This window comes from Rhodococcus sp. IEGM 1409 (assembly GCF_030056735.1).
Classification (GTDB): Bacteria; Actinomycetota; Actinomycetes; order Mycobacteriales; family Mycobacteriaceae; genus Rhodococcus_F.
Genome location: NZ_JASHKN010000008.1, coordinates 271,714 through 295,849, shown reverse-complemented (window position 1 = coordinate 295,849; position 24,136 = coordinate 271,714). Strand labels below are relative to the sequence as shown.

25 protein-coding genes and 1 riboswitch are annotated in these 24,136 nt (G+C 61.3%); of the genes, 8 read left to right on the top strand and 17 right to left on the bottom strand.

Features of this window, described 5'->3' with window-relative positions:
* Positions 1-122 precede the first annotated feature (122 nt).
* Positions 123-1,076, top strand: coding sequence for an ornithine cyclodeaminase family protein (locus QM716_RS21515; RefSeq protein WP_283306124.1), 954 nt, complete (start codon positions 123-125; stop codon positions 1,074-1,076).
* A gap of 81 nt (positions 1,077-1,157) precedes the next feature.
* Here the strand turns inward: QM716_RS21515 and QM716_RS21510 are convergent, their stop codons facing one another.
* Positions 1,158-2,564 carry a serine hydrolase gene (locus tag QM716_RS21510; protein WP_283306123.1) on the bottom strand — a complete coding sequence of 469 codons (1,407 nt, stop codon included), beginning with the start codon at positions 2,562-2,564 and terminating at the stop codon, positions 1,158-1,160.
* Between the two features lie 184 nt (positions 2,565-2,748).
* Positions 2,749-3,636 carry a class I SAM-dependent methyltransferase gene (locus QM716_RS21505; protein ID WP_283306122.1) on the bottom strand — a complete coding sequence of 296 codons (888 nt, stop codon included), beginning with the start codon at positions 3,634-3,636 and terminating at the stop codon, positions 2,749-2,751.
* Positions 3,637-4,382: 746 nt separating this feature from the next.
* On the opposite strand from QM716_RS21505, the gene QM716_RS21500 reads away from it, so the two are divergent.
* Positions 4,383-4,805, top strand: coding sequence for an RNA polymerase subunit sigma (locus QM716_RS21500; RefSeq protein ID WP_283306121.1), 423 nt, complete (start codon positions 4,383-4,385; stop codon positions 4,803-4,805).
* Positions 4,806-4,849: 44 nt separating this feature from the next.
* Here QM716_RS21500 and QM716_RS21495 read toward each other — a convergent pair whose 3' ends face one another.
* The 5 genes from QM716_RS21495 to QM716_RS21475 form a co-directional block, all read right to left on the bottom strand.
* Positions 4,850-5,620 carry a glucose 1-dehydrogenase gene (locus QM716_RS21495; protein ID WP_283306120.1) on the bottom strand — a complete coding sequence of 257 codons (771 nt, stop codon included), beginning with the start codon at positions 5,618-5,620 and terminating at the stop codon, positions 4,850-4,852.
* Positions 5,617-6,204, bottom strand: a complete 588-nt coding sequence (locus QM716_RS21490; RefSeq protein WP_283306119.1) for a TetR/AcrR family transcriptional regulator — start codon at positions 6,202-6,204, stop codon at positions 5,617-5,619. Before QM716_RS21490 ends, QM716_RS21495 begins: the two co-directional genes overlap by 4 nt.
* A 51-nt stretch (positions 6,205-6,255) precedes the next feature.
* Entirely contained in the window at positions 6,256-6,783 is a 528-nt protein-coding gene (locus tag QM716_RS21485; protein ID WP_283306118.1) for an SRPBCC family protein, read from the bottom strand.
* A gap of 62 nt (positions 6,784-6,845) precedes the next feature.
* The gene (locus tag QM716_RS21480; RefSeq protein WP_283306117.1) at positions 6,846-7,556 is read right to left on the bottom strand and encodes an enoyl-CoA hydratase/isomerase family protein; all 711 of its coding nucleotides are present in this window, start codon (positions 7,554-7,556) and stop codon (positions 6,846-6,848) included.
* A gap of 27 nt (positions 7,557-7,583) precedes the next feature.
* Complete coding sequence (locus tag QM716_RS21475) at positions 7,584-8,771, bottom strand: zinc-dependent alcohol dehydrogenase (RefSeq protein ID WP_283306160.1); 1,188 nt, start codon at positions 8,769-8,771, stop codon at positions 7,584-7,586.
* Between the two features lie 186 nt (positions 8,772-8,957).
* Between QM716_RS21475 and QM716_RS21470 the strand changes: the two genes are divergently transcribed.
* Positions 8,958-9,104, top strand: a complete 147-nt coding sequence (locus tag QM716_RS21470; RefSeq protein WP_283306116.1) for a hypothetical protein — start codon at positions 8,958-8,960, stop codon at positions 9,102-9,104.
* 139 nt (positions 9,105-9,243) lie between these two features.
* Here QM716_RS21470 and QM716_RS21465 read toward each other — a convergent pair whose 3' ends face one another.
* Both QM716_RS21465 and QM716_RS21460 read right to left on the bottom strand, forming a co-directional pair.
* Entirely contained in the window at positions 9,244-9,882 is a 639-nt protein-coding gene (locus QM716_RS21465; protein ID WP_283306115.1) for a PAS and ANTAR domain-containing protein, read from the bottom strand.
* A gap of 167 nt (positions 9,883-10,049) precedes the next feature.
* The gene (locus QM716_RS21460) at positions 10,050-10,925 is read right to left on the bottom strand and encodes a haloalkane dehalogenase (RefSeq protein ID WP_283306114.1); all 876 of its coding nucleotides are present in this window, start codon (positions 10,923-10,925) and stop codon (positions 10,050-10,052) included.
* A 62-nt stretch (positions 10,926-10,987) separates the two neighbouring features.
* Here QM716_RS21460 and QM716_RS21455 point away from each other — a divergent pair, with 62 nt between their 5' ends.
* Complete coding sequence (locus QM716_RS21455) at positions 10,988-11,446, top strand: MarR family winged helix-turn-helix transcriptional regulator (RefSeq protein ID WP_283306113.1); 459 nt, start codon at positions 10,988-10,990, stop codon at positions 11,444-11,446.
* A gap of 12 nt (positions 11,447-11,458) precedes the next feature.
* On the opposite strand, the gene QM716_RS21450 is transcribed toward QM716_RS21455, so the two are convergent.
* Entirely contained in the window at positions 11,459-12,331 is an 873-nt protein-coding gene (locus QM716_RS21450) for a hypothetical protein (protein WP_283306112.1), read from the bottom strand.
* Between the two features lie 387 nt (positions 12,332-12,718).
* On the opposite strand from QM716_RS21450, the gene QM716_RS21445 reads away from it, so the two are divergent.
* Positions 12,719-14,095, top strand: a complete 1,377-nt coding sequence (locus tag QM716_RS21445) for a WS/DGAT/MGAT family O-acyltransferase (protein ID WP_283306111.1) — start codon at positions 12,719-12,721, stop codon at positions 14,093-14,095.
* A gap of 18 nt (positions 14,096-14,113) precedes the next feature.
* Here the strand turns inward: QM716_RS21445 and QM716_RS21440 are convergent, their stop codons facing one another.
* The 3 genes from QM716_RS21440 to QM716_RS21430 form a co-directional block, all read right to left on the bottom strand.
* Complete coding sequence (locus QM716_RS21440) at positions 14,114-14,527, bottom strand: PPOX class F420-dependent oxidoreductase (protein ID WP_283306110.1); 414 nt, start codon at positions 14,525-14,527, stop codon at positions 14,114-14,116.
* A 64-nt stretch (positions 14,528-14,591) separates the two neighbouring features.
* On the bottom strand, positions 14,592-15,440 hold the full coding sequence (locus QM716_RS21435) for a hypothetical protein (protein WP_283306109.1): 849 nt from the start codon (positions 15,438-15,440) through the stop codon (positions 14,592-14,594).
* Between the two features lie 12 nt (positions 15,441-15,452).
* Positions 15,453-16,430, bottom strand: coding sequence for an HAD family hydrolase (locus QM716_RS21430; protein WP_283306108.1), 978 nt, complete (start codon positions 16,428-16,430; stop codon positions 15,453-15,455).
* 178 nt (positions 16,431-16,608) lie between these two features.
* Here QM716_RS21430 and QM716_RS21425 point away from each other — a divergent pair, with 178 nt between their 5' ends.
* Positions 16,609-18,969, top strand: a complete 2,361-nt coding sequence (locus QM716_RS21425) for an arylsulfatase (protein WP_283306107.1) — start codon at positions 16,609-16,611, stop codon at positions 18,967-18,969.
* A gap of 15 nt (positions 18,970-18,984) precedes the next feature.
* Here the strand turns inward: QM716_RS21425 and QM716_RS21420 are convergent, their stop codons facing one another.
* From QM716_RS21420 to QM716_RS21405, 4 genes are read right to left on the bottom strand one after another with little or no spacing between them, the layout of a single operon-like run.
* Entirely contained in the window at positions 18,985-19,758 is a 774-nt protein-coding gene (locus QM716_RS21420; RefSeq protein ID WP_283306106.1) for an ABC transporter ATP-binding protein, read from the bottom strand.
* Positions 19,755-20,795, bottom strand: coding sequence for a FecCD family ABC transporter permease (locus tag QM716_RS21415; RefSeq protein WP_283306103.1), 1,041 nt, complete (start codon positions 20,793-20,795; stop codon positions 19,755-19,757). Before QM716_RS21415 ends, QM716_RS21420 begins: the two co-directional genes overlap by 4 nt.
* Positions 20,792-21,544: a class I SAM-dependent methyltransferase gene (locus QM716_RS21410; protein WP_283306102.1), complete on the bottom strand. Its 753-nt coding sequence runs from the start codon at positions 21,542-21,544 to the stop codon at positions 20,792-20,794. The genes QM716_RS21415 and QM716_RS21410 overlap by 4 nt, the downstream gene beginning before the upstream one ends.
* Positions 21,545-22,540: an ABC transporter substrate-binding protein gene (locus QM716_RS21405; RefSeq protein WP_283306101.1), complete on the bottom strand. Its 996-nt coding sequence runs from the start codon at positions 22,538-22,540 to the stop codon at positions 21,545-21,547.
* A 58-nt stretch (positions 22,541-22,598) separates the two neighbouring features.
* A riboswitch (cobalamin riboswitch) is annotated at positions 22,599-22,779 on the bottom strand.
* A 122-nt stretch (positions 22,780-22,901) separates the two neighbouring features.
* Between QM716_RS21405 and QM716_RS21400 the strand changes: the two genes are divergently transcribed.
* Entirely contained in the window at positions 22,902-23,060 is a 159-nt protein-coding gene (locus QM716_RS21400; RefSeq protein ID WP_155419158.1) for a hypothetical protein, read from the top strand.
* Positions 23,061-23,225: 165 nt separating this feature from the next.
* Positions 23,226-24,017 carry an SDR family NAD(P)-dependent oxidoreductase gene (locus QM716_RS21395; protein WP_283306100.1) on the top strand — a complete coding sequence of 264 codons (792 nt, stop codon included), beginning with the start codon at positions 23,226-23,228 and terminating at the stop codon, positions 24,015-24,017.
* The last annotated feature ends 119 nt before the right edge of the window (positions 24,018-24,136 follow it).

Sequence of the window (24,136 nt, the reverse complement as noted above, 5' to 3'; positions counted from 1 at the left end):
AACGGCGGGTTCGTACGGAGCCTTGCGAGGATGCATTAGGTGTAATACCTTACCGATTGGATGTCAAGGAATTTCAGTGAACTAGCCCTGAAGTACACCCCGAGAAACGGAATCGAAAAACGATGGAAATCGAAGATCATGCAGTGGCACCACACATCGACCTCGCCAGGCTCGACTCGCTGATTCCGGTCGGGGTCGCCGTCGCAGCGGTGGCCGGTGCCATCACCGAACTTCACGAGGGGCGGCTCGAACAACCGCCGCGCACGGTCGTGGCGGACGGCCAGTTGCTCGTGATGTCTGCACTGCATCGGACCACCCGCGACGCCGTTGTCAAGACGTTGACGATCTACGACATCAACGGAAGCAGGCGCATCGAAGGCACTGTGCTCTGGTACGACGGAGCCACCGGACTTCCGCGATTCAGCGTGGAAGCCCACCGGTTCACCGCGCTGCGAACCGGTGCGGTCTCTGGCGTGGCAACGGACGTACTGGCGCCAGAAAGGGTCCGGCGTCTGGCGATCCTCGGCTCCGGCGCCCAGGCTGCGACACAACTTGACTCCTGCTGCGCAGTGCGGGAATTCGAGGAGATTTCGGTATACAGCCGGACTCTCGCACACGCGCAACGATTTGTCGACGAAGCAAAAGTGCGGCATCCAGGACTCCGGTTTTCGGTAGCAGGGTCGGCAAACGAATGTGTCGAAAATGCTGACGTGGTGTGTTGCGCGACCGGCGCCACGTCACCTTTGTTCGACCTGGAGGCACTCCCGGCGAACGTCCACGTCAATGCAGTCGGATCTTTCCGACCGTCGATGACGGAACTCCCTGCCGGGCTCATCGATGCTTCGACGGTCACCGTCCTCGACGACGTTGCCGGATGTCTGGAGGGGTCGGGTGAAGTCCGGTCGGCAATCGAGCGGGAGTTCCCCATCTCCGACCTCCGATCACTGGGCGCGGTAATGGAATCCGGCGTGGAGCGTCACGGTCGCACGGTGTTCAAGTCGGTCGGGTGCGCAGCACTCGACTGGGGCGTCGGCAAAGCGATTGCGGACAGACTCGAGAGCGTCGTACTTTCCTGAGGGATGACAAAGGCCTGCCCCAACGATTCGCTTGTCGGGACAGGCCTTTCGGTAATATGTGCTCGAGCTGGGACGTGCGCTCTAGCTGGTCGCATCCTTCTGGATCAAGAGCATCGCGTCGTCGACCGGATCGAAGTACAGAGCCGGGTCGGCAACCAGTGCAGCCTCGTCACCATGAGTTTGCATGGTGACAACCCAGGCACGATCGTCGTGTTCCACATAATAGGCACCCGCAAGGACCCCGATGGAGCTGCCGCCCTTGAATCCGCCGTAGGTGAACCATTTCGCGGAAGCGTCACTGAGCGCCGGATCTTCGGCGAGTATGTCTCGAACCGGTGCACCGCTCTCGGTCTTCGCCATCTCTTGCAACGAGACCAACGCGGCACGCAGGTCGGCGGGCGAGGCGAACCAGTCGATGTCGAAAGGCCATGCGGGGGTGGTGAATGCGGACACCGGGATGTTCACCAGGCCGCCAGGTAGTGCCGCCAGTATCGCTCGACGCTCGTCCGGGGTTCCGTCGCGCCAGGCAATACGTTGTGCGCCATCGTTGCCCCAGCCGAGTTGGAACAGTGCGCGGGTCGGCTTCAGCGGAATGTTGAGCGAAGGATCCGCCATGCCCATCGGGACGAACCCGGCTTCGACCTGCTCGCGCCCGACCGCAGCGATCAGCATGTCAGTGGCGGTGTTGTCGCTGATCGAGATCATCTTGCCGGCGGTTTCCCGGACCGTGACTTCGGTTCCCGACGGCAGGTCCTGCATGGTCCCGCCGGGCATCGACTTGAGGTCGTCGGTGATGGTGAGCTTCTGATCCCACGAGAGTGTCCCGTTCTCGACAGCCGTCGCGACCGCGCCGAGAACGTACAGCTTGATCGTTGACCCTGTGGGCTGGGGTGAGGTATCGCCGACACTGAAGACTTCGGCGTTCTTTCCTCCGGTGACCTCGGTGACGGTCAGATTGGTCGGCGCGGGAAGCGCCTTGACAGCTGTCTCGAGTTCTTGCCACGATGCAGCCGGGACATGATCGTCCTTGGTCGGTGTGATCGCCATTCCCAGGACCAACCCGTTGCCGTCGACGACGACGTTGATGTCGAACGCACCGCCGGTGGTGCTGGTGATGGAAACGGTGCCATCGGTGTCGCCTCCCTTGTAATTCACTGTTGTCCAGGGTTGTCCGGCCCGGATGGAGTCGAAGTCCGCTGGTGTCAGGACAACGGGTGCGGTGGGTACGAAATGTTCGGCGATTTCTTCCTGGGTCAACGGCGTACTCGTGTTGAACATATCGAGAAGCCAGGTGACCTGCTTGCCGACGGAGCTGTCCGGGATTTTGACTGTTGCGGGTGCCTCGGTGGTGGAGACCTTTGTGCTGCTATCGGAGGTTTGTGCAGAATCAGATCCGGAAGTGCATGCGGCGAGGGCGAATACCGCTGCGGAGGCAAGTGCCACCAGCGTGAGCGGGCGACTCTTCCTTCGTGTGTGTTCGAGTTTCATGGACTGATTTCATCAGCATTTTCTTCGGCGCGCGTCCGCCTGAGGTGTAGACATACTCCGCCTGAAGTACTGAATCTGCTCATCCTCGAGTACCGTCAACCACTTGTAGTGGTGACACGCACGTTGAAGCTGGACAGATGGGAGAAATGCTGCACCCGAGGAACTTTCGTGAAGACCGCGAGAATTAGTTCTTGGTCGCGGCGAGGAAAGACGGTTTCGTCGACAGTGCTGCGATCTCTTCGGGGAGATCAGGAATCTGACGATCGTACAGTTCTGCCAACTCGACCGAGCTGAAGCGTCGGATGGTCCAATTGTGTTCAGTCAGCCACTGGCCCGGATCGGATCGTTTGTCGCTGTAGAACAGTTGCGAAATGTCTAGATCGCCGAACGGGTTCTTGGCAAAGTGCTTGGACCTGATGGCCGCCAGCTTGCTCGGGTCGGTGCCGGCAGGAAAGTCGTTCACCGCCAATCGACTACCAGTGGCCGAGAGTTCGTCGATCCGCTCGAACAAGGCATCGTGGGCCGCGCCGGGGAGGTACGCGAGCAGGCCTTCTGCCGACCAGGCAGTGGGGTCGTTGCGATCGAAACCAGCGCTCTCGAGCGCAGTCGGCCAGTCGTTGCGTAGATCGGTAGGCACTGTGCGTCGATCGGTCTTCGGCTGGGCGTCGCGCGCCGCGAGCACTTCAGCCTTGAACTCCAACACCTTTGGTTGATCTACTTCGAAGACTGTCGATCCGGAGGTCCAGTCCAGTCGGTAGGCGCGCGAATCCAACCCCGCTGCAACGATTACCGCCTGCTTGACTCCGGATTCGGTTGACGACAAGAAGAATTCGTCGAAGAACCGGGTTCGCAACCCCATGAAACCGCCGAAGGGAGTGTCGCCGAGGAGCGCGGGATCTTTCAGAAGAGCTGTGAAATGCGGCTCCGCTGCGGCTTCTACGAACCACGATGCGAACTTGTCTTCGATGATCGCGTCCGGGCGGGTGCTTTCCAATGCGCGGAACGTTGCGACTGCCAGCGCGGTGAGACCGACACTACTGACGATATCCCACGTATCTCCATCGCTCCGCATTGTCTGGGTGTCCTTCCGCTCTTGACGACTGAGCCGAACTCTCTCGACTTTACGCCCGTGCGGCCCCTCGCCGACTGGAACGGAACGGTCGGACTTGAAGCAGCAAAGACGAAAAGTCAAGCCGACGAGGTCGAAAAATTTTGCAGTGCAAGGCGTTCGGTTTGAATCATGTCCCTGCCAGGAATTTGCCAGGTTAGTGCCAGTGGGCGGCAAGGATGCAGGACTTCACTGGTGTGTGCCCCATTCAGGACTGAGAGAGTCTCGAGAAATCTACGGAGCAGGGATTGATCATGACACGACTATCCGCACCGGAAACTACGCAAGAAGCAATTCTTGGCCAAGCTCGCCGTGACGGGTGCGGTGTTGACCGTGCCCTTGGCGGTGCTCGCGGCACCAGCTTCGGCAGAAGCGTTGAATCACGATGTCGCACAAGTGGATAACAGCTGGATTGGCGATCAGGGTGGGGGATCACTCCCACGATTGGAACCATGGTGGAAACGGCGGGCAGGGCGGTACCTGGAATCAGGGCGACGGCTGGGGTCGGGACAACCAGAACCAATGGCAAGGCCGGCAAGATCAGGCACCCGCGCCAACTGTGAACCCCTTCGCCGGACTATTCGGTTCCAGTTGATCTCTCGGACCGCACAACGAATTTCCCGTCGAGAAAGAGAGAATGTGAGCCCTTGTTGCAGGAAGACTCGCTGGAGGTGCTGGCCACCGCGGCACGGAGCGGTAGCCGTGAGTCCATGACCAGTTTGTATGCGGCGTTTCGTCCGATGGTTGTGCTGCGGTGTCGCGCCGAGCTTGATCGGGCCGTTTCCGATTCCGCCGCGGACGCCGCGTGCGTCGCCGTTCTCGCGGCAGTGTGCGACGGATCGGAGACGTATCAGCCTTTCCTGCGCCTGCTGTACGCGAGTACAAGCGTCGCGATCGCTCGGGCGGCATCCGACGGGTTCAGCGGTGGGCCGCTCCCGCCTCCAACAGCGTTTCCGGTTGTCGAACGCGATGTCCTGGTGTTGCGGTTGATCGTCGGCCTCGATACCAAGGCGACTGCAACATCGCTTGCCCGTACGACCGATCAGGTGTCACTCGACCTGCATCGGGCGCTGCAGCGACTGCGAAAGTTGCCTTCTCCGAATGCAATCAGGGAGATGTTGGTGTCCACCTGAGGGTACTCGGAGTGCGCAGATTCATGAGCAAACGGAACCCGACCTTACTGGCCGGCGATGTATTCGATCGACGGACCGGCAGTCCAACCGCCGTCGACGGTGATCTCGGAACCTGTTGTGTACGAAGCATCGTCGGAAAGCAGGTAGGTGACCGCACCGACCAGCTCCTCCGGGCGACCGACGCGTCGATACGGATTGTTGGGGAATGCGCCTTCTTCGAGGCTGATACCTGTCGGTGCAGTCATGGGCGTGAGGACCATGCCGGGGTGAACCGAGTTGACCCGGATCTTGTCGCGACCGAGTTCGACGGCGGCGATCTTGCTCAGCCCCCGCACGCCCCACTTGGCTGCGCCGTAACCGCTGGTCAGAGCCATGCCCATCAGGCCTGCGGCCGAGGAGATGTTCACGATGGATCCGCCGCCGGCGGCCTTCATGAACGGGACCACCGTGTGGATGCCGGTGTGTACGGACACGAGGTTGATCTGGATGATCCGCTGGAACATTTCGAGGGGCTCTTCGGCGACTGTCTGGCCGGAAGCGGAGATTCCCGCGTTGTTGACCAGGCCGTTAATGGCGCCGAACTCGGACACGGCGAACTCGACGGCAGACTTCCACGACCGTGGGTCGGTGACGTCGAGATGAACGTAACGCGCTGCCTCGCCGAGAGATTCGGCCACCGCTCGGCCGTCGTCGTCGAGAATGTCGCCGATGACCACGCGTCCGTCATCTGCGACGATGCCGCGCGCAAACGCTTCGCCGAGGCCGCGGGCGCCACCTGTGACGAGAACGGTTTTTCCGGAGAGATCTCGAGTCATGATTGTTCCTTACCTGTTGGGTGCGCGAGATACGACGTCGAAAATGCGTCGAGTGCGTGGTTGATTGCCGTGGGTGCCGGTGTTCGGTGGTCTGCCATTTCCCGTAGTGCCGCGACCACTGCAAGTGTCACCTGGCCGGCAGCGGCGGTGGTGTCGAGTGAGGCTTCAGGCCGATCGATCAGCCGGGCCACTTCGGGGCGAATGAGCTCCATCGTCTCGAAAGTCGCTGACTCCCAGACTCTCCGGAGGGCAGGATCACCGAAGATGATCGGCATCAGTGATCGTGTCATGGGTTCGAAAGACTCGCCGACCGAGGCGACGAAGGCGTTGCGGACGGCCGGCGCCAGTCCGGAATCGCGTGGCTGCTCACCGAGTGCAGCGGCAAGGCTCTGGTTCCCGTCGTCGAGCATCGGCCAGATGCTCTCCTCTTTGGTGGCGAAGCAGCGGTAGAACGTGCGCTCGGAGATCTCCGCCCGCTCCGCGAGTTCGGCGATGGTTGTCGAAGTATCACCGCGTTCGACGAAAGCGGCAGCACAACTCTGCGAGACGCGGAGAAGTAGTGCGGTGCGGCGGGCTGTTGCCATATCCGCACTGTACCAAAAGTGGCAGAAACTGCCACAAATGGTGTCGGCTGGTCAGCCGGCGCTACCTTCGATGCCGGAAACCTCCTGCTCAACTGCGTTCTTGAGGTTCAGGAGCGTCTTGCGGATGTTGCCGCGCTGAAAGTCGGCGAACGTTTTTCCTCCGGTGGCAATCTTGTCGAACATGTCGGCGGCGAAGTCCGGCCAGCCGCGCCTGTCGTCGGTCCACGTTTCGGTAACTCGGGTTCCGTCGGGCACAGGTGAAAATCGGTACTGCCAGGTTGCGATGGAGGCGGGGATCCGAGGAGTGCTGAGGCCGATCTTGTGAACACGGAATTCGAAGAGCTTCCCGGCGTCGGCAGCGGTGACCGTGCATCTCGTGGTCCACTGCGCGCGCCCGCGCTTATTGTGCCCGTCGAACTCCATGCCCAGGAAAGCGCTTTCGCGGTCTCCTCGCAAAGTTGCGCCCAAGTTTTCGGGACTCCAGGCACCCATACGAGTGGGATCACTGATGAGCTCGTAGAGGGACAGAGCGTCGGCGTTGACGACGATGCTGTCGGAGACGGTAAGTACGCGAGCCATTTCGGTTTCGGTTTCTTTCTGTCGAGCGTGTGTGAAGTGAGTATGACGATCGGTGTAATCGGTCAGTTGTCTTTCAGTATCACCTGCTTGTCGATTCCGACTACTGGCGTTCGTAGGAGGGCCAACGGCTCGGCATACAGCAGTTCCTTGATCTCGTTGAGCGTGCGTCCACGGGTTCGAGTCAGCGTGCGTGCGTAGTCGACAGCTGTCGAAAGCACATCGTCCGCAGCCGCGACTTGATCTACGAATCCTGCTGACAATGCTTCGATTCCGCCGTACCTCCTACCTGTGACGAGTGCGTCGTGGACTGCGCGTGTGGGAAGACGTGACGCCAGTAGGGCGATGCTTCCGGGTGCGTAACTCGCGCCGATAGTGATCCCTGGCAGACAGAAGAAACCGCGATCTTCGCGCATCACGACGTGATCGTGCGCGGTGGCCAGAATTGCACCACCGCCGAAGGCATGTCCCGGAATCGCGGCGATGGTGGGCATCGGAAACGTCAACATTCGCGCGAACAAGGTTTGAACGCGGTCGATGTACCCATTGACCTGATCGGCGTTGGACAGAATCCAATCTGTATCCAGCCCAGTGGAATAGAACTTGCCCACAGCTGTCGTGACCAGCGCTCCCGGACCGTCGAAGTTCTCGACTTCGGTGAGGAGCTCCTCGACCTGGTCGAGCCACCGGGGATTGAACGGATTCGGCGTATCCGGCTCGCCTTCATTACCCAGGTGGAGGACAAATACTTCTCCGGCGCGATCCAAATACGGCATATCGGGCGACGATACTGCAGAGTTGGACTACCCGCGCGGTTTCAGTTGGATCTTGACCGCTCCTTCCTGCTTCTTCTGGAAGATCTCGTAGGCGTGGGGCGCCTGATCAAGCGGCAGCTGATGAGTGGAAAAGGTGTCGACGCCGAGTGGGTCGTCGTCAGTGAGCAAGGGCATGATGTCGTCTACCCACTTCTTGACGTTCGCTTGGCCCATCCTGAGCTGAATCTGCTTGTCGAACATAGTCATCAGAGGAAGGGGATCAACCATTCCGCCGTATACACCGATCAGTGAAATGGTTCCTCCGCGCCGAACGATGTCGATGGCCGAATAGACAGCACCTAGGCGATCGATCCCTGCGGTGCGCATCGCAGGCGCGGCAAGAGCGTCGGGGAGGAGTCCGACGAACTGCTGCGCGAGCTTTCCGATCGGAGACCCGTGCGCTTCCATACCGACAGCGTCGATTACCGAATCGGTTCCGCGGCCGTGTGTCGCGTCTCTGACGGCATCGCCGATCTTGCTGCCGTAGTCGTCCAGGTTGAGGGTCTCGATACCGCGTTCGGCAAGGCGCGCAAGGCGTTCGGGTACACGGTCCACACCGATCACTCGAAATCCCTTGTGGTGCGCGATGCGAGCAGCCATGTCACCGATCGGTCCGAGGCCGAGGATTGTCACGGATCCACCCGGCGGGATGTCGGCGTATTCGACCGACTGCCAGGCAGTGGGAAGTACGTCGGAGAGATAGACGAATCGTGAATCCGCCGGACCTTCGGGAACTTTGATGTGTGTGAAGTGTGCCTGCGGGACTCGTAGGTATTCAGCCTGACCGCCTGGCACCGATCCGTACAGCTCGGAGAAGCCGAACAACGCTGCGCCCGTGCCTTGATCGCGGACCTGAGTCGTCTCACACTGGGTGTAGAGACTCGAATCGCACATGAAGCAATTGCCGCACGAGATCTGGAACGGGATCACGACGCGGTCGCCTATCTCGAGATTCGTGACCTCCGGTCCGACTTCTTCGACGATGCCCATCGGTTCGTGACCGAGAATGTCGCCCGCATTCATGAAGGCGCCCAAAGTCTCGTACAGATGCAGATCCGATCCGCAGATGTTCGTCGTGGTGACCTTGATGATCGCGTCGGTGGGGTCGATGATCGTGGGGTCCGGAACCGTATCGACGCTTACCTTCCGTTTGCCTTGCCAAGTCACTGCGCGCACTGGGATCGGCCCTCTCATCGTGGAAATGTTGTTCGCAGTCACCTGCCCGAAAGTGCTGAAATGCAAACAAAATCGGTGAGGGTTGCGGGAAGTCCTGAGAGCGTTAGATTGAGAGGACGGTGGGCTGAGGTTCTTGCAAGGCCGCGCGCCGTATGACTGACACGACCAGATGACGAGGATGACCGCATGACCGAGAAAGACAACAACGACCAGTCGCCCAAGGGCGGGCACCCAGGGCCCGTGGACAAGGGCGGCGACGGCGGAATGGCAACTCGCGAACAGGCACCTGAACTGGTCGAGGAGACCTCCGACAAGAAGTCTGGCGACGAGTAGTTTCCTTTTACTCCGTGTTGGGTAACAACGGGGATAGGCCGCATCGGACCGTCCCGGAATCAATGCGGGCGAGGTTCCTCGAGGTTGAGCAGCCAGCCACGGGAACCGCCTTAAGCAGATCCCTCAACCCTGTTGTCATTCAACCCTGCAACAGCAAGTGATCGAACCGGGTCCGCAGTGGTGTCGGAACCCGGAAGTCATCCAGCGTCCGAACAATCAACTGCTCGGCAACATCCCTGAGTTTCACGTTGGTCTCTTGAGAGCGCCACACGAGGATGTCGAAGGCGCGATCGGCCGAAATTCCGTAGATCACCATGAGCATGCCTTTGGCTTGCTCGATCACTCCGCGAGAGACGGTGATTTCGTTGACCAGTTCGTCGACAGATGCTTTTACGGTGCTGTCCAGGGTTTCGGTGACGTCGATGTAGAAGCCGGAGCTACCCACCACTTCACCTGACTCGGCCACGACGCTGTCTCCGACGACGATTACCGAGTGCGTGTCCCCGGCAGTGTCGATGATGCGGTGTCGGCTGCTGAACGGGCCGCCCGAAGTGCGGATGGCGAGCAGTGTCTGTGCAACGTGTCTTCGGTCGTCAGGATGCTTGTGCGAGAGCATCAATTCAGTCGTGGGGTCTACTTGTCCGGGTGCGTAGCCGTGAATCCGCGCAACTTCGTCCGACCACTCCCATCGGTCGCCACTGCGGTGATAGAGAAACCCGCCCACTCTGTGTGGAGCCCCCGATTCCGAGGTCTGTCCCAGCCCGTCTTCATTTACCACCCACGCCCCCTCGTTCTCGACCTCGTCCCAACCGGCGTACTCGCCAGTTAGTTATATCGGACAAATCTGGCGGAGGTGGTGTTGGTCCCATATTTCGGAGCAAGGTCTGGGGCGCTACCGCACGCGTTGGCGAGACGGCGCTCAGAGCGCTTGGCGACGGAGTCGAGTCACTTGCGGCTGAAATGGTGTTGCCGGTGTGTCCATTCGGTGATCGCCGCGGCGATTGCCGAGGGCTGATCCTCGGGGGCGAGATGCCCTGCGGGACCGCACTCAGTCACCTCGAGGTTTGCGATGTTCGATCGGCTCCACGCGACTTCGTCGGGTCCGACCATGAGAAGTTCGGCGGGGCCGCTGAAGGTGAGAAGGAGTTTGGGTACCTCGGTGCTTTCCGCGAGCCATTCGCTGTACGCCGACACACGTGCATTCACTTCAGCGGGACTTCCTTCGATGGGGAAGGATCGTGGCCACTCGAGAAGGGGCCGGCGACTCTCACGCGAGAGGTAAGGGGCACGATAGGCGTCGACGTCTGTTTTGGGCAGACTGCCGAGAACTGTTCTGCGAAGAGAGATTTCGAGGAAGAAGTTCTCATCGAGTACCTTCGTCTCGCCGGTGCCGGAGGCTCTCAGGGCCTCGACCCGTGCTCGTGCGTCTCCCGGGAAGTGCTCGTCCCAGGTCATCGGACGGAGGATCGTTTCGAAGAGTGCCACACCTCGGACGCGATCGGGGTGGCGGGTAGCCCAGTCGAGGGCGAGTGCTCCACCCCAGTCGTGCCCGACGAGTACGACGTCGTCGAGCTCCATCTCGTCGAACCAGGCATCGAGGTAGCGGGCGGTGTCGAGGAAACCGTAGTCGATTGCCGGCTTGCCGGACGCGCCCATTCCGATGAGGTCGGGAGCAAGTGCACGGCCGATATTTCCTATGTGTGGCAGTATGTTTCGCCACAAATACGAGGATGTGGGATTTCCGTGGATCAGCACGAAGGGTGTGCCTTCGCCGCACGAGCTGTAAGCCATGGTCGAGTCGAGCACGGAAATTGTGGGCATTGCGACTCCTCAATTAGTTTCCATATACTCTAATTGAGATAGTAGCCATGTACTCTATATGTATGCAAGATCGAGAAACGTGGACGACGGGGTCGCTGGTGTGGCACCTTGCCTTGCGCTGGCGGGCGGGCGTAGACAGAGCGATCGCGCATCTCGGACTGACTCATGCCCAGTATTCGGTGCTTGCGTCCCTCCATGAGCTCGTGAGTGCGGGGGAGAGGCCTTGCCAGCGAGAGCTCGCCGAACAGACAGGGTTGCAGCGCATCTACATATCCAAGCTCGTGCGAGCTTTGGAGAAGGGTGGGTTTGTTGTCAGTGAACGTGACAGTCGCGATGCGCGCGCCGTTCGCCTCGATCTCAGCGATGAGGGAAAACGGGTTATCGTGCTCGCCAAAGACATTGTCCGTGAATTGGACGCGGCCAACACTCGCGTACTGACGAAAGCCGGCGGACGTGAGCTTGCCGAACTCCACCGCGCCCTCGGTGCCTTACTCGACGCCACCGAACTAGAAGATGAATGAAGCTTGTACTTGCTACTTGGCGCCACGTTCGGCGATGACGGCGGCGGGTTCGGGTGAGCCGGCCGGCTTGGGCCTGAGGCTGTCGGCACCGATGTTGTAGACGTCACTCGTTGTGGTCAGGGAGTTGGACGTGGTGGACGAGGGAAGACCGGCGCGCCAGTTGACGATTGGATTCAGAACGCCGAACGGGCCACATCCCGAAGCTGTCGGGACCGCGAAGGGCTGTCCGGTGTGTCCGGTGTTTCGGACGACGGCGGTGTCCGGGAAACCTGGAACTTCCTCGAGGACACCGTATTCGGTCACATCCAAGTTGAGCTGGACGGGGTTGCTGTCCGAGCCCAAGTAGCATTTGCCGCCGAGGAGGGGGTTCGCGATCTTCAGTTTGACGGGTAGCTTCACGCCCAGCTGAAATGCATCCACTGTGGGGAGTGCCGATGTCGACTCGACGGTGGCCGAGGCCTTGTTCAGTCCGAAGAGATTGTTGAACGGTAGGTCGATTCCGAGTGCGCCGCCGGGGATCTCGATGGGCTTGGCGTAGATCCCCCGACTGTTGTCGTTCGGCGGGATGAATACTTGGTCGAATCCGAATTCGGCCTCCGGATTCTCCCGGTAGGCAACTCCGCCGGCGATGCGCATCGCCCCGGCGGGAATGCTGACGGAGAGCTTGCCGATCTTCATGTTTCCGCTGGTGACCGTGACGTCCATACATGTGCTGGTCTCGGGATTGTCGATCGGACATGAATCCCAACCGCCGAAGGGAATCGCCGCTACGGGGGCGGCTCCTGCCAAAACTGCTGACAGTGTTCCCATCGCGGTGACGGTGGCGAGCACAGTTGCGGTGGCGAGCGCGCCGAAACGCCCACGCGACGTTGAACGTCGGGACATGAATTTCTCCTTTGGGGTGCAACCTCGCGAGTCGCAACATGGCGACCAGTCGGGATTGTAATGATGAGTGACGGTAGTCACGTGTGACTTGTATGTACAGATAATTCTCAATAATTCCGACAAAAGTAGTACTGCGATCGGCTCGTCGCTACTCGTAGCCGTGAGCATTGAAATTTGTTGCAGTGCTCTGTGTCTCATGCTTCACGCGCGCATCGCGGTGAAGCGCTTCGCCCGAAAAGGCGCTTGGCGACGGGAACATCTTGACTCTCGCCGAGATTGAGGGGGCAGTGTTTGGTCGGAGTCACCAATGCGGGGAGTCAGGGCGAGTAACTTGTCGAACAGCGGCTGACAGGTTCTCCGGACAGCTGCCCGAGAGAACGGATCGCCATGACGCTGATGCTGCCGCTCGACTCGATGTTCCTGCTGATGGAGTCACGGGAGCACCCCATGCATGTCGGAGGCCTGTCACTGTTCGTTCCACCGGAAGAGGACGACGGCGAATTCGCCAGGTCGCTCTACCGTTCGCTCACCGACGTCGAGTCGATCCGCCCCCTCTTTCGCCGCAAGCCGGTGCAGTTCCTGTCGAACTTCGCGCCGGTGCGTTGGACGGAGGACGAGGACGTCGATCTCGAATATCACGTCCGGTTGCTTGCGCTGCCCAGGCCCGGTCGAGTTCGCGAGCTGCTGGAGCTGACCTCGATGCTGCACGGCACGCTGCTAGATCGGCATCGGCCGCTATGGGAGGCGTATGTGATCGAAGGCCTCGCCGACGGCCGAGTTGCCGTGTACATGAAGACACACCATGCGCTCATGGATGGTGTGTCTGCTGTTCAGGCGTGGTACCGCAGCCTCTCGTCGGATCCGCTCGATCGAGAGTCGATGCCGCCGTGGGCGCAGCGACCTTCCTCGGGGCGGGTCCGAGCCAGTCGCGGGCTGGACTTGCAAAGGCGGGTGGGCTCGGTGATCGACACCGTGCAAGATGTGGTCGGGGTGGGCCCTGCGATAGTGAACGCCGCTGCCTCGGCAGTGAAGGACCACGTCGCGCCGTTGCCGTTCGCTGCTCCGAAATCGATCTTCAACGTCCCGATCACCGGAGCGAGGCGCGTCGCCGCGCAGTCGTGGCCGATCGAGCGCCTGCGCAAGGTCAGTTGCGTTGCAGACGTGACGCTCAACGACGCGGTGTTGGCAATGTGCGCGGGCGCGCTACGGCGCTATCTGATCGAACTGGACGAGTTGCCGGACAAACCGTTGATCGCGATGGTGCCGGTATCTCTTCGTAAAGGCGAAACAGGTGAGGCTTCCGGCAATGCCGTCGGCGCGGTGTTGTGCGATCTGGCAACCGAATTGGCGGATCCGGCGGCCCGACTTCAGAGAGTTCACGACTCGATGAGTAGCGCTAAGTCCCTGATGTCAGGCCTGACGCCTTTGCAGATCACAGCGCTCAGTGCATTGAACGTCGCGGGTCTCGGGTTACCGCTGATCCCTGGTTCCTCCCGACTGATCACTGGGCGTCCGGTGTTCAATCTGGTGATTTCCAACGTCCCAGGCCCGACGACAACGCGATACTGGAACGGCGCGAAGCTCGAGAGCTGCTATCCGGCGTCGATTCCGTTGGACGGGCAGGCAATGAACATCACCGTCATCGGCTACGCGGATACCATGCAGTTCGGGCTCGTCGGCTGCCGCCGTAACGTCCCTCACCTGCAGCGACTCCTTGGTCACCTCGAGGAATCACTGAGTGAACTCGAAGCCGCCGCAGGCTGATCAATTCGATTCGGGCATTCAGACGTCACGTCCGTTCACGACCAACTGGTGGACGTCCAACTCTCGGTCGTCGAGGCCGAAGCTGATGATGCGTTCGGGGTGGACACGGATGATCGGCGCGTCGAGACCATGCGTGGCAGCACCCGTAGCATCCAAAGCCTCTGCCCGTCCACGGATTTCGATGCACCTGACCCGCCATGGATCTACAGATGCGATGTCGTCCACGACGAACGCGACCCGCCCGTTCTCCGCGACATTGTGAAACTTACGGCTGCCCGTCATGTTGTAACCGCTGATATCGATCGTGGCTGTATCCGGGTTGAAGTGGAACCCGACCGGACTGACTTGCAGCGTTCCATTCCGTTGAACCGTTGCGAGGCGTCCGAGAGTCTGTGTGGCCAGGTAGTCGAGTTCGATTCGGGTGAATGTCATGAAAACACGCTAGAACCTGAACTGCTGTAGAGGTCAAGATCTCCGAACGTACAACTCATTCCATCTAGTCGAGGCCCTCTTCTGCTTCATCGACCCGGCGCTCGGCCTCGCGAAGTTTCTCCTCGGATTCTCGAACCGCGACGCCGGCCGCCTTCTCGGTGTTCTTGGCGAACTGTCGTTCCTGTTCTGCGTGTTCGAGATCGGCGCGGAGTTCTTCGATGCGACGGTCGAGGTCGGACAGCTTTGACCTGGCATCCTCGAACTGGGCGGTCTCGGCCTTCACCCGGCGTCGGATCTTCTCGACGCCTGCCCTGGCTTCCTTCAATTCTGCTTTTACCCCGGCACGTTCGGCCTTCAGGTCCGGAGTTTTCGACTCCGGAGTCTGCGGCTCTTCAGCTGGGGCGTGCTGCGGTGATTTCTCTTTCACCACTGCGAGCCCGGCGGGGCCGAAACCGCTGTAACTGGCAGCGGTCACAACCCGTCCGAGTCGAACCTGCGCGGCAGTCTCCTCGTCGGCCAGGGCGGCATTGAGCGTCTGCGCGACATCACGCAACGAATCCTCGCCGACGCTTTTTCCCCGTGAGGCCGCGATCTCACCGGATTTGTAGGCGAGACTTCGCACCACCTGCTGCCTCTGTGTCGTCAGTCGGCGCAGATCCGGGCCCGACAGATGGCGTTGGGCGTCGCGTAGCGATTCACCAAGTGCGAGAAGTGCATCCAGATCTTCCGGTAGATCGCGCGAAATGAGATTGACCAACCATCCCACGGTGGTCGGCTTCCGAAGTTTTCCGATCTCCGCGGCCAGTGCGCGGTCGTTGTCCTCCCGGGCAGCCTTCACATGATTCGTACGCGCCTCGACGAACTCGCCGGGGTCGAGGCCGTAGAGTTCGTCGGCGACATCATCGAAGGTCACGTATCCATAATGTCATTCGGCGAGTGGCTCGAAGACTGTCTTCCAGTCGTTCTTGATGCTCACCACTGTCCACCCGTTTGCGCGCGAGGTGTCGAGTGCGTGTTCGGCTCCGTCCGCGTAGTCGAACTCGCGTTCCGGATCGTCATGGAGCACCAGAAGACGAAGTGTCGGAACGTTCGGGTGTTCGGCGAACTTCAACATAGGTAGGTCACCGTTGCTGTTTCCGGCCGCGAGAACAGGTCGTCGGCCGATTCTGTTCCAGATCTGTACGGGCTTGGCCGGCCCGTCGTCGACGACATCAGATTGGGGCTGACGAAGGACCGTGCCGCTGTGACCGTCGTCCTTCCACGTCAATGCCACGCCGCTGCCGATGACGCGATCTCGGGGGATGCCGTAGACCTCCTGGCTGATCGGCCGCATGAAGTCACGTCCGCCGCCAGAGACTATGTAGTTCGAGAATCCTTTGGCTGCAAGGTAATCGAGCAACTCGACCATGGGTGAATAGCTGCAGTGCAGGTATTCGCGACCGAGAGTGGGATGCGAAGCAGTGCGCAGGTAAGTATCGGCGTGGGTTTCGAATTCGTCGACTGTGATTTCGGCGAATGCCGCCAGGACACCGGCCGCGAGCACCTTCAGTGCGCTGTCGTCGCCGCGATAGTGCTTCGAGATCACATCGTTCAACCAGGCGTAGTCCTTTTCGAACGCCGCCTGCCACGGTTGACGGTTGCGAAGAGACGGATCCTGGGCGGTCATCTCGACGAGGCGGCGCAAGATGAAGTCGAGTTGGATCGGCATCGGCTTCTCACACCACAGGGTTCCGTCGTTGTCGAAGACTGCGATCCTGTCGTCCGGTGCGATTTCGTCCGGACTTCCCTCAGTCGTGGCGCGTTCGACGAATTGCCTGATGGCTTGTTTCGGCATGCCGTCTTGCCAGCTCGGAAGCGGGTCGGGGTTATCGGAGTTGGAGGCTTCGACGAATTGACTGCTCATGCGGTTCCCTGGCTTTCAGTGAGACGATGACAAACCTGGCACTCTCATCCTCGGATCTCTTGCCGAAGATGGCATCGCCCATTTCGGGCGACAGAGGTTCGGTGACCACAATCGGGGTATGCGATTCACCATGCGGCCGTAGAGGCCGGAAATCAGATCACCTACAAGGAGCCAGGTCATGGCCAACGCATTCAAAGGCGTCGTCAACCTCGATATTCGCGATTCGATTCCCGACTGGAGCCCGTACGAGCAGCCGAAGGCTGCCGCCGGTACACCGAACATTCTTTACATCGTTCTCGATGACGTCGGATTCGGCGCCTTGGGTTGCTACGGGGGACCGATCGAGACGCCGAACATCGACCGCATCGCGGGCAACGGATTGCGGTACGGGCAGTGGCACACCACAGCGCTGTGCTCCCCGACGCGATCGTGTCTGCTCACCGGGCGAAACCACACGACCAACGGCATGGCCTGCATCAGCGAGTGCGCGGTCGGTTTTCCCGGCGGAAACGGTCACATTCCTCCCGAATGTGCCACGCTCGCCGAGGTTCTGGTCGAGCAGGGATTCAGCACCGCGATGGTCGGCAAATGGCACCTGTGCGCAGAAGACGAGATGAATCTTGCTTCCACGAAACGGAATTGGCCGGTCGGCCGCGGATTCGAGCGGTTCTACGGCTTTCTCGGTGCCGAGACCAATCAGTGGTATCCCGACCTCGTCCACGACAACCACCCCGTCGAACAGCCGTCGACGCCCGAAGAGGGGTATCACTTCAGCGTCGACATCACCGACAGAGCGCTCGAATACATCGGTGACGTGAAGTCGATAGCTCCGGACCGGCCTGTATTTCTCTACTACGCACCCGGGTGCGCACACGCTCCGCATCACGCGCCCCGCGAATGGGCCGATCGCTACGCAGGCAGGTTCGACGCAGGGTACGAAGCCATGCGGGATGAGATTCTGGCCAGGCAGAAGGAAATGGGACTTGTCCCGAACGACACGACTCTGCCCTCACTCAACCCGATAGGCACTCCTGACACCCGCACCGGACCCGACGGCGAACCGTTCCCGCCGCTGGATTTCACCCGCCCCTGGGACACTCTCTCCGCTGACGAGCAGCGACTGTTCTCACGGATGGCGGAGGTGTACGCGGGCTTCCTCTCGCACTGCGACGATCAGATCGGACGCCTGCTCGAATACCTCGAAGAAATCGAGCAGCTCGACAACACGATCATCGTGGTGGTCTCCGACAACGGTGCCAGCGGTGAGGGCGGACCCGACGGATCTGTCAACGAGAACAAGATTGCGAACGGCGTACCCGACGACCTCGCCGAGAACCTGGCAAAGCTGGACGAGTTGGGCAGCACCGAGACATACAACCACTATCCCAACGGGTGGGCGATGGCGTTCAACACGCCCTTCAAGATGTGGAAGCGATACTCGTTCAACGGTGGAACCTGCGACCCATGCATCATCTCGTGGCCGGCGGGCATCGACGCCCGTGGCGAGATTCGAGATCAGTACCACCACGCCATCGACGTCGTCCCGACTCTGCTCGACTGCGTCGGCGTCGACTTGCCCGACACGGTGAAGGGATACACCCAGCACCCGATCCAAGGCGTGAGCATGCGGTACAGCTTCGACGCCGGCAACATCCCCACCGCCAAGCACACCCAGTTCTATTCGATGCTCGGAGGACGGGGGATTTGGCATGACGGCTGGAAGGCCGTCACCACGCACCCGACTCTGAGCGGGTGGGGTCATTTCCCGGAAGACACCTGGGAGCTCTACCACACGGAGGTGGACCGAGCCGAGCTCCGGAACCTTGCGGATGAAGAACCCGGCAGGCTGGCCGAGCTGGTGGGGTTGTGGTTCCACGAGGCCGGTGCCAATCAAGCTCTGCCACTGGACGATCGGTCCGGTGTCGAACTTCTCACCACGCCTCGCCCCCAGCTGGCTCCGCCGCGCAACCGGTACGTCTACCGTCCGGGGGGAGCCGAGGTACCGGAGGCCGTTGCCGTCAACCTTCGCAATCGTTCCTTCTCGATCGGGGCAGTTGTCGACTTGGCCGAACCAGGTGCGACCGGTGTGCTCTTCTCGCATGGCGGAAGGTTCGGTGGTCATTCGCTGTACGTCAAGGACAACCGACTGCATTACGTGTACAACTTCCTCGGTAGTGAACAGCAGAAGATCGATGCGACCGAGGACCTGCCGATCGGTGAAAACGTGATCTTGGCAGCAACTTTCGACAAAGAAGCTGAGGATCCGCCGGGCACTGCGCACGGGGTCCTCGGCCTCTACTACGGCGACCGGAAAGTCGGTGAGGGCAGAATCCGCACTCAGCCGGGCAAGTTCAGCATCGGCGGCGGCGAAGGGCTCAATGCAGGCCGTGACAGCGGGGAGCCCGTCACCGACGACTACCCGGGGGCGTCACCATGGGCGTTTACCGGTGGAACACTCAACCGGGTGGCGATCGACGTCAGTGGTGAACCGTACGTCGACCTCGAACGCGAAGCAGTGGCGATGCTCTCGCGTGAATGACAGTTCCGAGCGCGTCTAATCCGAGCCGGGTGGAAGGTATCTCACGGTGGGTACGCCCCCGGGACCATCCAGGCGTACTTCGGCGTCGACCTGGTAGACCTCGGCGATCAGGTCGGCGGTGAGGACCTCGGTCGGGCTTCCGTGGGCAACGATGGATCCACCGTTCAGCATCACTATCGAATCGCAGAACATGGCGGCCAGATTCAGATCGTGCAATGCCATGATCGTGGTGGTGGGCAGGCGTCGCACGAGCGCGAGCAATTCGAGTTGGTGATTGATGTCGAGGTGATTGGTCGGCTCGTCGAGTAGCAGTTCGTGAGGTTCTTGGGCGAGGGCGCGCGCGATCTGGACGCGTTGGCGCTCTCCGCCGGACAGGGTGTGCCACGACCGGTCCAGCATGCCGGCGAGGTCGGTGTGTTCGATCGCTGCGCGGACGGCGTCACGATCGGAACCGGACTGCCCGCCACACAGTCCGCGGTGCGGTGTGCGTCCAAGTTCGACGACCTCGGCAACAGTCAGATCGATCTCGGTGTTGCTGTGCTGGTCGACGGTGGCGATCCGGCGCGCGACGTCGCGGCGTTTCCAGTCGGACAACGGAGTCTTGTCCAGGGTCACCACTCCGGCTGTCGGACGATTCTGTCCGGCAAGAAGTTTGAGCAGCGTCGACTTTCCCGAACCGTTGGGGCCGAGAAGCCCCACCGTACTGCCGGTTGTGGGGGAGACGTCGAGGTCATCGACGATGAGTGCCCCGCCGACTCGCCAGCTGATACCGGTTGCTTCGAGTGTCATGGCTGGGCCTTCCGTCTCCAGAGGATGACGGCAAACGCGGGCACGCCGACCAGCGCGGTTACCACACCGGCCGGGAGTTCCTGCGGCGCAATGGCTGTGCGTGCCACGGCGTCGACCCAGACGAGGAAGATCGAGCCGATCAGTGCGGACGCGGGCAGCAGTCGCCGGTGGCTCGGACCGACAAGAGCCCGCGCCGCGTGCGGGAGGACGAGGCCCACAAAGCCAATGGCGCCTGCGACGCTCACGATCACTGCGGTCATCAAAGCTGTTGCCAACAACAAGGTCACGCGCACCCGCCACACGTTCACTCCCAGCGACGACGCCGCGTCCTCACCGAAGGCAAAGGCGTCGAGTGCACGGGAGTGAGTCAGACAGACCACGAGGCCGACTGTCACCACCGCAGCGCAGAGCGCGACATCGAGCCAATCGGCGCCACCGAGTGAGCCCAAAAGCCAGAACATCACACCGCGGGTCTGCTCGGGATCGGCCGAGGTGATGACGATGAACGAGGTGAGCGCGGAGAACAGTTGGGTCGCGGCGACACCGGCCAGGATCACCCGATCCGGCGTGCCGCCGGCTGCATGGGCGAGCAGCAGCACCAGGGCGAAGGAGATCACCGCGCCGATGAAGGCGCCGCTCGACAATCCGATCACCCCTGACCCCACTCCGAGGATCACGATCAGAACCGCACCGGTCGAGGCGCCGGACGAGATACCGAGGACAAAGGGATCGGCCAGTGGATTGCGAAGCAGAGACTGCATGATCGCTCCGCACAACCCGAGGCCCGCACCGCAGAGCGCGGCGAGCAAGGTACGCGGCAGACGGAGATTCCACACGATGCCGTCGCGTATAGGGGTGACGTCCGCCGCGGTACCGCCGAGATGACCGACGACGATCGAGGCCACCTCGCCGACCGACAGACCGGCCGGCCCCAACGTGATCGCCACGGCGGCCGACCCGGCCAGCGTGACAACACCGATCACCCACAGCAGGGTGACGGCTTTCGGGTTGTCACGCAGCCGAACTCTTGTCGTCATCTCACGCCGTAGACCACGTAGTCGTCGAACAGTTGCCAGACTGTTCCCGACTCCCGAAAACCTGCTTGCGCGAGCGCCGCCAACTGGAAGTCGACGGCAGTGGGCGCGGTGGCGTCGCGTCCGGCGAATCTGCGCTCACGCTCGTCGGTCAGTGCCCCGATACCGGGAGTGGCCCGCAACCCGTCACACCAGCTGTCCCACTCGGGAGCACCGGCAGCGAAAGCGGAGCGTTGTGTCTGCTCGTCGTGAGCCTTCGCCCACCGACCGATGACGGGGGAGCGGCTGTCGAAGCGAAAGTGATCACCGTTGAGCAGGACTCCGGCAGGGCTCAGCAGTTCGCGGCACTGCCGGTACACCTCTACGAGCTGCTGCGGTTGCAACCAGTGCAGTGCGGTTGTCGACACGATCGCCTGAACCGGCGAAGTCACCGAAGCCGGCCAATCGGCTCCTGCCAGGTCTGCGTCGACCAGCTCCAGCCGGTCACGGAAACGAGCCGACGACTGACGGGCGACTTCCAGCAACATCGGGTCGTAATCGATCCCCACAACGCTGGCGTGCTCGAACTTCTCGAGGATCCGGGCGCTCAGTGAACCCGGCCCGCAGGCCAGGTCGACGACCGTGAACGGACTGTGCGCGTACTGCAATTCGAGAACGTCGAGAATCACGTCGAAGCGCTTCTCGCGATCCGCGATGTATGCCGCCTGCTGCTCGTCCCACTGCCGCACCAGTTCACTGATCTCCGCGGACATCTAGACCACACCCAACTGGCGCAGACCGTCGGAGAGCTGCTCGATGCCACCGACATTGCGGATCGAGGGATCCATCGTCGTGCCTTCGAGGATGATGTAACGCTTGTTCTTCACTGCGGTGAGCTTGCTGGCGACCGGGTCCGATTCGAGGAACGCGATCTTGTCTGCGGCACTGTCGCCGTCTCCGCCGCGGTCGAGATCAGCGAGCACCAGCACGGTCGGGTCTCGATCGAGCACACTCTCCCAACCGATTTCGGGCCAGTACTGCTTGTTGTCGTTGAAGGCGTTCTTCGCACCCACCGCGTCGGTCATGATTCCCGGTGCGCCGCAACATCCGGCAAAGTACGGAGTCTTCGTGGCTGCGTACCACCACGCCAGCGTCACGTTTTCGGCTCCCAGTGACGCCGTGGCGGTGGCCGCGCGATCCTTCAAGCTCTCGGTCAGCTCGACACCTTTGTCCTTGACATCGAACAGTGTTGCCACATCGCCAATTTCGGCGTAAAGGTCGTCGAGCGTGAGGGCCTTGCTCTGCTCGGCATCCTGACCGGTGCACTCGCTGGGCGACTGATACGTCGCGACCCCGAGGTCGGAGAACTTGGTCCGGTCGGCGATGCCTTCCGAGGTGAACGTGTAGTTGAAGGTCGTGTAGACCAAGTCCGGTTCGCGTTCGAGGACACTCTCGAATGACGGGAACTCGGTGTCGAAGGCCTTCACCTGACCACGCGCCTCGCGCAGCTCGGGGAGGACATCGTCATCGCTCATGGCGTAGCCGGCCATCCGGTCCTGCACTCCCAGCGCGAAGAGCATCTCGGCCGCAGGCTGATTTACCGCGATCGCCCGCTCGATCGGTCGCTCCACCGTGACGTCTCGGCCACAGTTCTGGACTGAGGCGCCGGATTGTTCGGCAGAACTGTCGTCGGAGGAACAGGCAACCAACGATGCGCCCAACAGGGCTGCAACGGCAGCGGCGGGTAGGCGAAGTCTGGACAGACGCATGGAATCTCGTTCTCGTAGGGGCTCGTTCGCGGAGCCCGTTACCGTGTGAACAGGCGTCTGTTGACCCCTGCTGCCAGCCGGTATTCGGACTCGAGATCGCCCCACCCGAGCGCCTTCCCAGATTCTCATCCAGTGGCGTAAGCCCGGGCGGTCACCCTCACCGCTGCGCGTCAGTTCCGGATTCACACCGGATTCCCTGACCCCCTGTGTGGAGGTCTGCTGGCACAGAGGAACTTATCACCGCAGTGCACTGCCGGTCAGGTCGGAGGTCGATCTCGGTGTTGCTGATGCCCTGCTTCCAGTATCCGAATATCGCAACGTCGTCTTTGTCGAGTCCGACGGCGCTGCTACCGTGCTTGTGATGTCCATACGCCGCTGTTCTCTCGCTTCCGGCCGTGCACTGCGCACGGCCCGATTCGGCGTAGCGACTTTCCGGCGGGGGCGCAAGGCGATCGACCGCCGCCCCTCTGGTCTCGTCTGGATCGAAAGAGCCTTGGCCGCACCGGCCGGATCCGTCTGACATTCGCCACTTCGGCGGGCATTGCCTCGCTGAGACTTCGCAGTGCCACACCTGTTGCAGTGCTGCGTTTTTCCGTACCTGAAGTTTCTCGCGGGTGAGTTGTGAGTGTCGGCGCCGCCGAGCCTGGATTACCAACCAACTCGTTTTCGTGAAAGGTACACAGCAATGAATCGTTTCGAAGGTCGTCGTGTTCTCGTCACCGGCGCAGGATCTGGAATCGGGCAGGCCACCGCGCTGCGGTTGCTCGCCGAAGGTGGCCGAGTGGTCGCTGCCGACATCTCCGAGAAGGGTTTGGCGGACACCCGGAAATCGGCAGAACATGCCTCGACGGAGGGTGGCCTTGACACCGTCGTCGTCGATATCGGTGACGAGAGTTCCGTCATCGAGGTTGTGGGTCAGGCAATTTCGGCTCTCGGGGGATTGGACGTACTGGTCAACGCCGCCGGGATACTGCGTGGCGGGCACACCCACGAGACCTCGCTGGACCTGTGGAATCAGGTGATCTCCGTGAACTTGACGGGCACCTTCCTCGTCACTCGTCAGGCACTGCCGGCTCTCCTGGCCACAGGCAACGCAGTCGTGGTGAATTTCAGTTCCACCTCCGCTGCCTTCGCGCACCCCTACATGGCCGCGTATGCCGCAAGTAAGGGAGGAATCCAGTCTTTCACTCACGCACTGGCTCTCGAATACGGCAAGCAGGGTCTGCGTGCCGTCGCGGTGGCTCCGGGCAGCGTGAAGAGCGGGATCACCGACACCACTGCGTCGTACTTGCCGGAAGACACCGACTGGTCGCTCTTCGGCAAATTGTCACCGATTCTGAGCACTGATCTGGAGTCCGGTGGTGCCCCCATGGCCGGGCCGGAAAGTGTTGCGGGAGTTATCGCGATGCTGGCATCCGACGATGGTGCCTTCATCACGGGCACGGAGATCCGCGTCGACGGCGGCACACACGCCTGATTCTGCGTCCGTCTGACGGCCTACCCCCAGACAGGCCGTCAGACGCGAGCCGTCATTCTCGCGAGCGAGTGATGGCGGGGACGACGTAGGACCGATCGAGTACGGCGGGCGAAGGTTCG